The 12548-nt window shown below is 70.1% G+C and carries 12 protein-coding genes; 5 read left to right on the top strand and 7 right to left on the bottom strand.

What is annotated here, in order from left to right:
• Positions 1-99: 99 nt before the first annotated feature.
• A complete protein-coding gene (locus tag AB0M47_RS39180; RefSeq protein ID WP_363423252.1) occupies positions 100-1020 on the bottom strand; it encodes a superoxide dismutase in 921 nt (306 codons plus the stop codon).
• Positions 1021-1175: 155 nt separating this feature from the next.
• Between AB0M47_RS39180 and AB0M47_RS39175 the strand changes: the two genes are divergently transcribed.
• Positions 1176-1700, top strand: a complete 525-nt coding sequence (locus AB0M47_RS39175) for a hypothetical protein (protein ID WP_363423250.1) — start codon at positions 1176-1178, stop codon at positions 1698-1700.
• 141 nt (positions 1701-1841) lie between these two features.
• Here the strand turns inward: AB0M47_RS39175 and AB0M47_RS39170 are convergent, their stop codons facing one another.
• Both AB0M47_RS39170 and AB0M47_RS39165 read right to left on the bottom strand, forming a co-directional pair.
• Entirely contained in the window at positions 1842-3209 is a 1368-nt protein-coding gene (locus AB0M47_RS39170; RefSeq protein WP_363423248.1) for an aminotransferase class I/II-fold pyridoxal phosphate-dependent enzyme, read from the bottom strand.
• A gap of 8 nt (positions 3210-3217) precedes the next feature.
• Positions 3218-4129 carry a GNAT family N-acetyltransferase gene (locus AB0M47_RS39165; RefSeq protein ID WP_363423246.1) on the bottom strand — a complete coding sequence of 304 codons (912 nt, stop codon included), beginning with the start codon at positions 4127-4129 and terminating at the stop codon, positions 3218-3220.
• Positions 4130-4158: 29 nt separating this feature from the next.
• On the opposite strand from AB0M47_RS39165, the gene AB0M47_RS39160 reads away from it, so the two are divergent.
• Positions 4159-4905, top strand: coding sequence for an AAA family ATPase (locus AB0M47_RS39160; RefSeq protein WP_363423244.1), 747 nt, complete (start codon positions 4159-4161; stop codon positions 4903-4905).
• Entirely contained in the window at positions 4902-5642 is a 741-nt protein-coding gene (locus AB0M47_RS39155) for a hypothetical protein (RefSeq protein ID WP_363423243.1), read from the top strand. Before AB0M47_RS39160 ends, AB0M47_RS39155 begins: the two co-directional genes overlap by 4 nt.
• Positions 5643-5645: 3 nt before the next feature.
• On the opposite strand, the gene AB0M47_RS39150 is transcribed toward AB0M47_RS39155, so the two are convergent.
• Positions 5646-5930 (bottom strand): hypothetical protein, encoded by a 285-nt coding sequence (locus tag AB0M47_RS39150; protein WP_363423241.1) that lies wholly within the window; start codon positions 5928-5930, stop codon positions 5646-5648.
• Between the two features lie 185 nt (positions 5931-6115).
• On the opposite strand from AB0M47_RS39150, the gene AB0M47_RS39145 reads away from it, so the two are divergent.
• Positions 6116-7981, top strand: coding sequence for a glycoside hydrolase family 6 protein (locus AB0M47_RS39145; protein ID WP_363423239.1), 1866 nt, complete (start codon positions 6116-6118; stop codon positions 7979-7981).
• A 54-nt stretch (positions 7982-8035) separates the two neighbouring features.
• Here AB0M47_RS39145 and AB0M47_RS39140 read toward each other — a convergent pair whose 3' ends face one another.
• Positions 8036-8932, bottom strand: coding sequence for a Gfo/Idh/MocA family oxidoreductase (locus AB0M47_RS39140; RefSeq protein ID WP_363423237.1), 897 nt, complete (start codon positions 8930-8932; stop codon positions 8036-8038).
• Positions 8933-8970: 38 nt separating this feature from the next.
• Between AB0M47_RS39140 and AB0M47_RS39135 the strand changes: the two genes are divergently transcribed.
• Positions 8971-9480, top strand: a complete 510-nt coding sequence (locus tag AB0M47_RS39135) for a YbhB/YbcL family Raf kinase inhibitor-like protein (protein WP_363423235.1) — start codon at positions 8971-8973, stop codon at positions 9478-9480.
• Between the two features lie 179 nt (positions 9481-9659).
• On the opposite strand, the gene AB0M47_RS39130 is transcribed toward AB0M47_RS39135, so the two are convergent.
• Positions 9660-11819 (bottom strand): alpha-amylase family glycosyl hydrolase, encoded by a 2160-nt coding sequence (locus AB0M47_RS39130; protein ID WP_363423233.1) that lies wholly within the window; start codon positions 11817-11819, stop codon positions 9660-9662.
• A gap of 55 nt (positions 11820-11874) precedes the next feature.
• Entirely contained in the window at positions 11875-12345 is a 471-nt protein-coding gene (locus AB0M47_RS39125) for a MarR family winged helix-turn-helix transcriptional regulator (RefSeq protein ID WP_363423231.1), read from the bottom strand.
• Positions 12346-12548: the final 203 nt, after the last annotated feature.

The following is a 12548-nucleotide window of genomic DNA, read 5'->3' as shown; positions in this document are numbered from 1 at the left end:
CATGGAGTTAACCGTTGTCTCGCCGGTGTGTCGGCACCGGAAACTCCATGATCAACGATGGCCAGAGGGGCGGCCGGGCGAGGCGGAGGCGCGGCTGGGTCAGGGGCGGCGGAGGGAGACCACGTCGTAGGTCGTCGTCGGCGTCACCGGCGTGGTGAACCGAGCGTTCGTGAAGTACAACCGGCCCGCGTACGCGGCGAAGGTGGCGGGTGTGTCGAACGACGGATCGGTGATCCGCGCGGTCACCGTCCCGGTCGGGAGGTCGACGACGGCCAGCTGGTTGGCCCGGTTCTGGACGGCGTACAGAGTGTCGCAGTCGCGGAGCAACCCGTCGCCGAAGGTGAGCAGCTCACCGCCCAGGTCCACCTGAGTCGCCGCCCCGGTCGTGGCGTCCACCCGGAACAGCAGGCCGGTGTTGGACTGCACGACGAGCAGCGCCCGGCCGTCCGGGGTGTCGACGATGCCGTTCACGTTGACCGCGCCCGGCGTGTACGCGATCCCGCTCAGCGGAATGGTCGTCACCTCCGACTCGTGCGGCAGCCCGTCGGTCAGCGGCAGCCGATAGAGCACCGGGTTCCACGAATCCGTGAAGTACGCCGCCCGCCGGGTCAGCACCACGTCGTTCACGAAGGCGGTCCCGGCGGCGGCGAACCGGTAGCCGGCCAGCACGTCGCCGGTCGCCGCGTCGACGATCCGGGCGTCGCCGCCGGTGCCACCGGAGACGAACAACCGGTTCCGGCGGTCCAGCTTCAGGCCGAGCGACGGCGTACCGGGGCCGGTCACGAAGACCGAACCCGTCCCCGTCTTCAGGTCCGCTCGATAGATCGAGCCGTTGACCCGGCTCGTCACGTACGCCGTCCCCCGAGGCGAGATCTCGATGCCCTCCGGCGCGAAGCCGTCCGGCAGCGGTACGCGATCGGGCCGCCCGGCGGCGTCGGCCGCGGTCGGCAGGCTCACCGCGGCGGCGAGTCCGGCCGCGACGGCGGCGGAGGCACGAAGAATCCCACGACGCGAATGCATGGAAGAGTTCATGACTGCCGATCCCATCACGACTCGGTGATCCGCGCATTCCGGGACATCCAGACAACTCACAGGCCGTTCGAAGGGTTCCAGGACGACCCGCTCGTAGCTTTCGACGGGCGCCGGCGAGTGCCGCGCAGTCAGGAGTACCGATCATGAGTGACGCCTCGTCCATGCCGGTGCCCGCCGAGGAACCGGCCCGGGACTTCGGCGCGGAACCAGCCCGAGACTTCGCCGCAGACCCGGCCCGGGACTTCGCCGCGCTGAACACCCCGCTGTACGCGACCCCGCCGAACGCGCCGAACACGGCAGACCCGGCCGGGCCGTCCGCGCCTACCGCTCCGAAGCGGGCGATCAAGCCCTGGCAGAAGATCGCCGGTGGGGTGGCCGCGCTCGGCATCGCGTTCGCGGCCGGGTTCGGCGTCTCGTCCGCCACGTCGGGCTCGTCCGGCACGGACGGGCAGAGCGGCCAGGGTGGCCCGCCCGGCATGACCCAGGACGGGTACGGCTTCGGCGGTCAGGGTGGCTTCGGCGGAGGCGGGTTCCCGGGCGGGGGCGGCGGTTTCTCCGGGCAGCAAGGTCAAGACGGCACCCAGCAACAGGGCGGCACCCAACAGAACGGCACCCAGCAGCAGAACGGCACCGGCACCCAGCAAGGCACCACCGGCACCGGCACGTGACCCCACCCACCGCCCACTCCGACGCACCGCCCACACCACCCGCTCCGTGAGGTGCGGATCAGGGTTACGCATGCTTCAACCGGCCGAGGTTGCCTGCATAACCGTGATCTGCACCTAAAAGCGGCCGGAAAGCGGAGCGGGTTAGCGGGTGCCGCGAGGGAACGAGCGGGACCGAGCGCCACCGCGAGGAACAGCCCGAGCGGCAGCGGCGAGAACCGAGGCAAGCTCCGGGAACCCGTCCCGCACCAGCCCGACGGTGACGCGTACGTGGTCCTGGCCGAGCGGCGCGGCTTCGAACGGTGCGCCCGGTGCGACGGCTACGCCGTGCGCCGCCAACGCGACCAGCGCGGCGCGTTCGTCGGCGACTTCCAGCCAGAGGTTGATCCCGTCGTCGGCGGTCGCGACCGCCCCTTCCTGGGCGAGCGCGGCGAGCAGGGCCAGCCGGCGGCGGGCGTACTCGGATCGGGCGGTCTCCAAGAGGATGGCTGTCGACGGTGATGTGAGCAGGTCGAGCAGGATGTGCTGGAGCAGGCGGCTGGACCAGCCGGGCCCGAGCATCCGGCGGTCGACGACCGGGGCGAGCACGGACGCCGGACCGCCCACGGCGGCGAGCCGCAGATCCGGGCCGAGGCTCTTGGCGTAGCTGCGGATGTGGACGGTACGCCCCGGCAGGAAGCAGCCCAGCGACACCGGAGGCGCGCTGGTGATGTCGGCCGCGTGGTCGTCCTCGACGACGATGACGGACGGGTGGCTCGTCAACAGGGCGGCCAAATCGGAGGCACGCCGTCCGGTCATCGAGACGCCGGTCGGGTTGTGCGCCCGAGGCTGGAGGATGAGCATCAGCGCACCGGCTTCGAGCCCTTGGGCCAGCGAGTCCGGCGTGATCCCCTGCCGATCCAGGGCGACCGGAACGGCCGTCGCCCCGGCGGCGTCGATGAGGTCGAGGATCGGCGGGAAGGTCGGATTCTCCACCAGTACACGGTCGCCGAACCGGACGTGGGCGCGGACGACGCGATCGAGGGCGTCGAGCGCGCCGTCCACGACGGTGAGTTGCTGGGCGGCGTACGGCCAGTGGTCGAACAGGTGCGCTTCCAGCGCGGGGAGCACTGGATCGTCCAGGTAGCTGGTGGTGAGCGGCTCCGCCCCGAGCCGGCGCAGCGACTCGGTCAGGTCCGGCAGCAGCTCATGATCCGGTACGCCGGTCGACAGGTCGGTGGCCGCCGCCACCCCGGGGGCGAGCCGGGCGTACCGCATCCGGGACCGCAGCCGGTCGCCGCCGAGCACGATCGTCCCGGACCGGCCGCGGGTGGCGATCAGCCCGGCTCGGGTCAGCCAGCTCCACGCCTCGCTGACCGTGGTCGGGCTGACCCCGAGTTCGCGGGCGATCGAGCGTACGGTGGGCAGCCGAGCGCCGGCGGGCAGCTCACCACTGTGCACGAGACGGCTGACCGCGGCGGCGATGCCCTGCGCGCCCCGGTCCGTGACCGCTTTCGTGATGAGCTGCAGCACCGGTACGCCTAGACGGTCATCGTCCGCATTTGGCTCGTCGGCCGGTAGCCCAGGCTGGTGTAGAGGCGCAGGGCGACCTCGTTGTGCCCGAACACGTTCAGGCCCAGCACCTGCGCGCCGGCGTCGAGCGCGGACTGCTCGGCGACGAGCATGGCGGCCCGGCCGTATCCCTTGCCCCGGTGACCGTCGTCGACCACGACGTCGAAGACGAAGCTCGTGTCCGGCTCGACCTCGTGGCACACCCAGATCGACGCCACCGGCTTGTCCTCGGCGACGATCGTGTAGATGTCGTGCCCGGGAGTGTCCAATCCGGACGGTAGCAGCTCGGCCGACTGCCGCTCGGCCCGTTCGCGGGCCTCCTCCTCGGTCAGCAGTCCGTTGAGGACGAATGACTCGGCGTACCCGGCCATCTGCTCGGTCCACCACGGACCGAACTCCGTCGCGGACATCCGGCGCACGGTCACGCCGTCCGGCAACGTCGGGCGCTCGCCGAGGTCCTTGTGCATGTTCTGCGAGCCGAGCGGCACATCTCGGAACAGCGCCTGCTGCGCGGGATCGGTCGGGTCGACCCCCATGTTCACCCGGGGCGACCGGCCCCGGGTCCACTCACGAGCGATCGCCAGCGCCGCCCGGCCGTAGCCTCGGCGCCGGTAGGGCTCCTCGATGTGCAGATCTTCGAGGACCATTATCCGGGCGCCGTCCTGCTCGATCTGCAGCAGGCTCAGGTAACCCACCGGCTCGTCGCCGTCGATCAGGCGCAGCAGCACGGCCTCCTCGGCCCGCTCCCGGCGCGCGGCCGCCTGCGCGGTCCGCGCCGGCCGGCGGGTCCGCGCGGCGTACTGGGTCAGCCGGTCCATCCACAGCTCACGCCAGGTCTCGGTCTCTTGGACGTCAGCCGGACGCGTCGTCAACTCACTCATGCGACGAACCTACCGTTACGCTCATCATCATGTACGCCCAGCGCATCCGACCGCCTGCCGAACGCTCCGGCGCCCGGTGGCTGGAGCTGTCCCAGCCGGACGGGACGTATCCCGGGTGGGTGGTGATCACCGGCCCGAACGGCGCCGGGAAGTCCGCTCTGCTGGCGCGGATGGCGGGCGGCGACGGCGAGGTCGTCGAACCCGCGCCCCGGGTGCTGGCCTGCTACGACAGCGATCGGACCTTGCCGGCCGGCGATCGGGTCGCCGTGCTGCTGGACGATCTCGCGTCGCGGGCGGAGGCCGACGCCGAGGGGCTGGTGCTGATCGACGAGCCCGAACTGCATCTCGACCTGGTCGCGCAGCGCGCGGTGGGGTTCCGCCTCAAGGAGGCGTTCCCGGGGGTGCAGTTCGTGGTGGCGACCCACAGCCCGTACGCGTGCCAGGCGGCCGACGTCGCGATCCGGCTCGACCCCGGGCGTACGCCGTTCCGGGCCGACGACAACCTGCTGCATCGGGTGATCTTCGGCAGTGGTGACGACGCCGCCCAGTCCGAGCTGTTCGGCGTGGTCTCGCCGTACTCCGACGGAGCCCGGCGGCTGCGGGAGGAACTGGTCGCGCTGGAGATGGCGGTGCTCGACGGGACGGCAACCCCGGCCCAGGCCGAGCGCTTCGCCGATCTGCGGGCGCTGCTGACCAGTTCCCCAGAGGCGAGAAGCGAGGAGGTCCGGGCTCGGCTCCGGCGGCGGGCGGCGTACCTGCGGGAGCGGCGCGCGTGATTCCGCTGCGGCGCCCCGAGCTGCCCTCCGACGCCCTGGCCCGCATGATCGACCTGACCGAGAGGATCGCCGCCGTACCCGGCCCGCGCCGGTCGGCCGAGGCCCGCCGCATCTGGTCCCGGGATCGCACGGTCCGCCCGACCATCCGCCAGACCCTGGGCGGCATGGCGCCGGGGCTGGAACGGTGCATGTACTGCGGCGACAATCAGGGTTCCGATGTGGACCACTTCGAGCCGATGTCGCGCAACCCGCTGCGTACCTTCGACTGGCTCAACCACCTGCTGGCCTGCTCGATCTGCAACGGACACTTCAAACGCGACCGGTTTCCGCTGGACGCCGAGGGCAATCCGCTGCTCGTCGATCCGACCGTCGACGACCCGGCCGATCACCTGCGGCTGTCCCTGACGACCGGCTCGTTCGTCGGGCTCACCGCCCGGGGCGAGGCCACCATCGAGGTCTGCGGACTCAACCGGCCGATCCTGACCCGGGGCCGGCTCGCCGCGCGGACGACGATCGAGCGCTGTCTGCGGATGTGGGACCGCGCCCGGCGGCTCGACGAGCCCGAGTTAGCCGCCGAACTGCTCGACACCGCCCGGGAGCAGCCGTTCACCGCGGTCGCGTACGCGATGGTGCGGGCGGCCGAGCTGCCGACGGCCGCCGCCGTCCTCCCCGCGGAGATCGTCCGGCTGCTCCGCCTCACCCCGGTACGCCGGGCGCTGGGCGCCGGACACGCCTGAGATTCACGGGCGGAACACGGCGTTGCCGGGCGGCCCGTCGGTGTCGGTCCCGGTCGACCCGCCGCCCGGGGTGGAGGGCCGTTCGCTGGGCCGGGGCGATGGCGAGATCATCGGCGGCGGGGGCGGCGGCTGGCGGTCCTTCTGGACCACGACGATCATCCCGGCCAGGCAGCCGATCGCCGCCAGCACCGCCACCACCAGGGCGATGATCAGCAACGGCAGCCGACCGCGCCGGCGGCGCTCTCCCGGTTCATCCGGCGCCGGCGGCGAAGGCGTGCCATTAGTCACGATCTGACGGTATCGCCCCAGCCGCCCCGAGTCCGGCAGACCCACCGCGTGACCTGACCGGAGTGAGATCGACTGACCACAGTGGATCGGTCGGCATCATTTCCAGGCAGTTACCTACCTGTTGCCATGGGAGCGTTCCCATGCCATGATGACGGTCACTTCCTCCACGCCCAAGGAGTGTCCTGATGAGATCTGTCCCCCTCCACGGCAGGATCCGGCAGGCGTTGCGGTCGCCCGTACGCCGGGCGGTCGCCACGGCCGGAGTCGTCGCCCTGGCCTCGGCCGGCGTCGTCGCCATGGCGTCCTCAGCGAGTGCGGCCGCCGGCTGCCGGGTCACCTACACGTCCAGCCAATGGCCGGGTGGGTTCACGGCGTACGCCACGATCACCAACCTCGGTGACGCGATCAGCAGCTGGAACCTCGGTTTCGACTTCCCGGCCGCCGGTCAGAGCGTCACGCAGGGTTGGAGTGCCACCTGGACCCAGTCCGGGCAGCACGTCAACGCCGCGAGCCTCGGCTGGAACGGAGCCCTGGCGACCAACGCCTCGACGCAGATCGGGTTCAACGGCGCCTGGACCACCAGCAACCCGAACCCGACCGCGTTCACGCTCAACGGCGTGGCCTGCACCGGCGCGACCTCCTCGCCGTCGGCGAGCAGCAGCGCCAGCTCCTCCCCCTCCGCGAGCACGTCGCCGAGCTCGAGCACCTCGCCGTCGTCCAGCACGTCGCCGAGTTCGAGCACGACGTCGAGCCCGCCCCCGCCCGGAACGCACGTCGACAACCCGTACGCGGGCGCGACCGGGTACGTCAACCCGGAGTGGAAGGCGAAGGCCAACGCCGAGACCGGCGGCAGCCGCGTCTCGAACACCGCGACCGGCGTCTGGCTGGACCGCATCGCCGCGATCGCGGGCTCGAGCTCGAGCATGGGCCTGCGGGCGCACCTCGACGCGGCCGTCCAGCAGGACGCGGCCAACGGCAGCTCTCCGCTGACCGTCCAGTTCGTCATCTACAACCTGCCCAACCGCGACTGCTCGGCGTTGGCCTCCAACGGTGAGCTGCTGGTGGCGCAGAACGGGCTGGCCCGGTACAAGGCCGAGTACATCGACCCGATCGCCGCGATCATGGCGGACTCGAAGTACGCGGCCCTGCGGATCGTGACCGTCATCGAGATCGACTCGCTGCCGAACCTGATCACCAACCTCGGTGTGGCCAAGTGCTCCGAGGCGCAGTCCTCGGGCGCCTACGTCCAGGGCATCCAGTACGCCCTGAACAAGCTGCACGCGATGAGCAACGTGTACACCTACATCGACGCCGCGCACCACGGCTGGATCGGCTGGTCGAGCAACTTCGGCCCGACCGCTGACCTGCTGGCGTCGACCGCGCAGGGCACCACGGCGGGCAAGGCGAGCGTCGACGGCTTCATCGTCAACACCGCCAACTACTCCGCTCTCCAGGAGCCCAACTTCACGGTCGGCACCTCGGTGAACGGCACCTCGGTACGCCAGTCGAAGTGGGTGGACTGGAACGACTACGTGGACGAACTGTCGTTCGCGCAGGCCTTCCGCAACCGGCTCGTGTCGGCCGGCTTCGCCTCGAACATCGGCATGCTGATCGACACGTCCCGCAACGGCTGGGGCAACTGCGTCCAGGCGCCGTGCGCCGCGGGTGGGGCGACCCGGCCCACCTCCGCCAGCACGTCGACCAACGTGGACACCTTCGTCAACGAGTCCCGCGTCGACCGGCGGATCCACGCCGGCAACTGGTGCAACCAGGCCGGCGCGGGCATGGGCGAGCGGCCGCGGGCCAACCCGGCCACCGGCATCGACGCGTACGTCTGGATCAAGCCTCCGGGCGAGTCGGACGGCGCGAGCAGCCAGATCGACAACGACGAGGGCAAGGGCTTCGACCGGATGTGCGACCCGACCTACACGGGCAACGAGCGCAACGGCAACAACCTCACCGGTTCGCTGCCGAACGCCCCGTTGTCGGGCCACTGGTTCTCGGCTCAGTTCCAGCAGCTGATGGCTAACGCCTACCCGCCGCTTAGCTGACCGTTAGCGCAGTACAACGAAGGCCCCGGGCTTGCCCGGGGCCTTCCCTCTTGCTCAGAGCGAGATCGCGCGACCCGTTTCGACCGACTCCAACGCGGCGAACAAAACGCGTACCACTTGAGCTGCGAAGACCACGTCACAGGGGTGACCGGCCCCCGGAGTCTGCGCCAGCACGAGGAGTTCGTCGACCGCGTTGCCGAACGCCTCGACGGCGCTGATGGACCCGCCCGGCACCTCGCGAACGCCGGATTCGCCGTAGAAGACGTTGCTGAAGTGGCCCGCCGCCGGCGGCGCGTGCACGGTCAGGCCCATCTCGCTCACCGCGCCGGACTCGTGGCGCAGCAGGACGTGCCCGGTCAGCCGGGCACCGGCCACGGCCGTCACCTGGCGCACCGGGCCGAGGACCGGCAGCAGCCGCGCGAGCGCGTGCGGGCCGACGTCCCAGAGACCGCCGTGCTCGTGCCGCCACTGCGACTGCGCGTAGGGCGAGCCGGGCGTGTCGATCGCGCCGAACAGCGTGACGCGCCCCGCGAACCAGCCGCCGGTCTGCTCCGCGTCGGCCAGAGCCTCGGCGACCACCGGGTCGTAGCGGTTGGTGAAGAACACGAGGTTGGCGACGCCCGTCTCGCGGGTCGCGGCCACCACGTCCTCGGCGTCCTCGATGTCCAAGGCCAGCGGCTTGTCCAGCATCAGGTGCTTGCCAGCCCGCGCGGCCCGCGCGGCCAACGGGGCCTGCACGTGCGGGGGCAGCGCCACGGCCACCGCGTCCACGTGGGCCAACAGGTCATCGATCTGCTCGTACGCCTGGAGCCCGAACCGGTCGGCGACCGCCCCCGCCTTGGCCGGATCGCGGCCCCACACGGCGACCAGCTCCGCCCGCGGATGCGCGGCCAGCGCGGTCGCCTGAGTCTCCGTCGCCCAATATCCGGTGCCGAGAAGTCCGAAGCGCATGCCGGAAACGGTACCGGATCTCCATTAGGCTGGGACTCATGCGAGCCAAGGCGCAAATTCCATATGACGCCCTTCCCGAGGTTCCGTCGTTCGAGCTGGTCAGCGACGATCTGACCGAGGGCAAGCCGGTGCCGCTCGACTTCGTCCACACGTACGCGGGCGGCGGGAACACCATCCCGCACCTGCGCTGGTCGGGTTTCCCGGCCGAGACCGCCGGCTTCGCCGTGACCTGCTACGACCCGGACGCGCCCACCGGCAGCGGCTGGTGGCACTGGTCGGCCGTCGGCTTCCCGCCCGACGTCACGGAGATCGTCGACGGACGGCTGCCCGGCGAGGTCTTCGCCGTCCGCAACGACTTCGGCGACAAGGAGTACGGCGGCCCGTGCCCGCCGCCGGGCGACGCCCCGCACCGCTACATCTTCGCGGTGCATGCCCTGGGTTCGGCGCTGACCGACGTGGACGACGACGCCAGTCCGGCGGCGGTCGGGTTCAACCTGACGTTCGCGACGATCGCCCGCGCGACCCTCACCGCCCTCTACTCCCGCTGACGCATCAACCCTCCCGCTCTTTCCCCGCCTCTCCCCACCTCTCCCCACCTCTCCCCACCTCTCCCCGCCTCTCCCCACCTCTCCCCGCCTCTCCCCGTTGATCATGGAGTTAACTGTGGTCTCGCCGGTGTGGCGAGGCCGGAAACTCCATGATCAACGGGAAGTCGGGGTCAGTCGGGTCAGTACTGCCAGCCGGCGGTGGTTGAGCCGGTGCCGGAGCACGGGGTGGTGTAGCTGTGGTTGGAGCCGTTCTCCCAGGTCACCGTGCCACCTGAGGTGATCTTGAGGAACTTGAACTGGATCGTGGTGCAGGCCGGCACGCTCGCCGTCACGTACCAGGTCGGATAGTTCGGCGCCAGCATCGGCCCGATCGCCACGGACTTGCTCGTCGACCAGTTGCCCAGTTCGGCGACGCTGCCGGAGAGATAGATGTTGTCCCCGACGCTCGTCGGCGAGGCGTTGGTGACCGTGAAGGTCACCGGCACCTGCGCCGCCGACTCGTTGACCACGTCGTAGCCGTTGCTCGTCCCGCCGCTCGTCGTGACGGTCACCGAGGCGGTCCCGGCCGTCACGCCGGACGGAACGGTCGCGGTGATCCGGTTCGCCGCCCAGCTGGTCGTCGACGCCGTGACGCCGCCGACCTTGAGGGTGCCGCTCGTGCCGAAGCCCCGGCCCTCGACCGTGATCGTGTTCCCGGCCCGGGTCAGCGTCGGGCCGACGCTGCCGATCTGCGGCGCGCTCGGCTCAGCCGGGTGGTAGGACCACACCGCCACGTTCCCCGCGTTCAAGGTGAACGAGTTCGCCGGGTTGTTGCCGCCGGATCCACTGGTGACGGTCAGCGAGCCGCCGCCGAGCGTACCGGTGAGCTGGTCGCTGTAGGTTCCGGCGGGCAGTGCGGTGTTGAGCCCGGTGATGCTCGCCGCCGACGCTCCCTTGTTGATCGCCACAAGGACGACGTCGTTGTTGAACTTGCGCTCGTAGATGTAGACGTTGCTGTTGATCCACCGCTGCTGGTGGGTGCCCCAGGCCAGCGCCGGGTTGGTCTGACGCAGCGCCGACAGCTTCTTGACCACCTGGTACGCCGTCGTGGTCTCGCTGAAGCCGGGCATCATCGGCCGGTTCCACGGGTCGCCGCCGCCGCTGGTGTCGTTGTGCAGGTACTGCTCGGTGCCGTAGTAGAGGCACGGCGTACCCCGGACGGTCAGCATGAACGCCAGCGCCTGATGCAGCAGCGACTGGTTGTTGTTCAGCGTCAGGAACCGCGACATGTCGTGGTTGTCGATGAAGGTGACCAGGTTTTCCTTGTACTTGTAGTCCGCGCCCGTCTTCGTGATCGCCGCGTCCAGCGCCGTCATCGAGCCGCCCGAGCCGAACGCGTTGCGCATCGCGATGTTCAAGTAGAAGTCGAGCACCGAGATGCCGCTCGTGTTGGCGAACCGCACGTTGTCGTCGTAGAGCGGATCGGACTGGCTGCCCAGGTACCACTCCCCGAACAGAGTGGTGTCCTTGTGACTGAGCACGGTGTCGGCGAAGGACTTCTGCCAGCCCGCCGTCATGTGCTTGACCGCGTCCACGCGTACGCCGTCGACGCCGCGGTCCATCCAATAGTTGGCGTCGGTCTTGAGCAGGTTGTTGATCGTGGGGTTCTGCTGCTCCAGATCGGCCAGGTCGGCGAGGTTGAGGTACTGCGTCTGGTAGCGGTCGTCCCAGTTGGTGATGCCGCCGTTGTGGTGGAAGTAGCCGTTCGGGTCGGACACGTAGTTACCGAGGAAGGTCCCGTTGTCGTAGAGCGCACCCGCTTCGGCGAAGGTGGAGTCGGCGGGGTTGGCCGGGCTCGTGTGGTTCGGCGCCCAGTCCATGATCACCTTGATGCCGTTGGTGTGCGCGGCCGCGATGAGCGCGTCGAACTCGGCGAGCGTACCGAAGTGCTCCTCGGGCTTCTTGAAGTCGCGCGTCCAATAGCCGTGGTAGCCGGCGTTGGCGGTGCCGCTGTAGACCGCCGCCTTGTCGATGTTGTCGACGTGCGGCGAGATCCAGATCGAGGTCACCCCCATGTTCTTCAGGTACGCCAGCTTCTGCTGGATGCCGGCGAAGTCGCCGCCCCAGTAGAGCTTCCAGTTGGCCTTGGTCGAGTCGTACAGCCCCGGGCTCTTCGTCGGATTGTTGTTGCTGGTGTTCCCGTCGAAGAACCGGTCGGTGGCGATCTGGTAGCAGAGGTCTTGCTTGAGGCTCGCCCGGTTGCTCACCGGCGCGTCGGCCCGGACGGACGTGGCCGGTCCGAGCGCCGCCAGCAACACGCCGGCGCTGAGGACGGCGGTCAGGCGGGATCTCCGCTGCATTGCGGTCTCCTCTGTGGACGTGCCGCCGGTCCGGGCGGACCGGCGGCAGACGAAGTCAGCGCGGGCGGGTGGAGTCGCTCTGTCCTTCGAGGTGTTTGCCCAACTGTTCGGCGAGTACGCCGGCCAGCTCGGTCAGCTGCCGCAGGTCGGCCTCCGGCACCCCGGCGAAACGCAACCGGTTCGCCGCCGCGTGGTACACGGACGCGGCCGCGAGCCGATCCGCGCCCGCGTCGGTGAGGTAGACCTGCACCAGCCGCTGGTCGCCGCGATCCGAGCCGGTGGTGACTAGACCGGCCTCGGTCAGCCGCTGCACCAGCCGCGTCGCGTTGCCCCGCGTACAGAGCATCAGCTCGGCGAGCCTGGTGATGGTGCGCCCGGTCTCGCGGGCGGGGTCGAGCAGTCGCAACAGGGTGAAGTGCGTCGGGGTCAACCCGACCGATCGCAACGCGCGCCGGTCGCCGTCGTCGAGCAGGACGTAGACCTGCTGAAGGCGGTCGTACAACTCGCGATGCGGATCGTCAGACAACGTTGAACTCCGATGTGTTGACTAGTCACCAAACACGTTGCGCCGAGGTTAAGCCCACCCCACATCGATGTCAACGCCCCCCACTCACGCCACCCCCCACCCCCACCCCCCTCACCCCCCGCCGCCTCGCCGCCCCCACCCGACCGCCGCGTTGATCATGGAGTTTCCGGTCACGACACACCGTCGAGACCACAGTTAACTCC

The sequence above is a fragment of the Hamadaea sp. NPDC051192 genome, from assembly GCF_040682475.1.
Classification (GTDB): Bacteria; Actinomycetota; Actinomycetes; order Mycobacteriales; family Micromonosporaceae; genus Hamadaea; species Hamadaea flava.
This window is presented reverse-complemented; position numbering and strand designations above follow the sequence as displayed.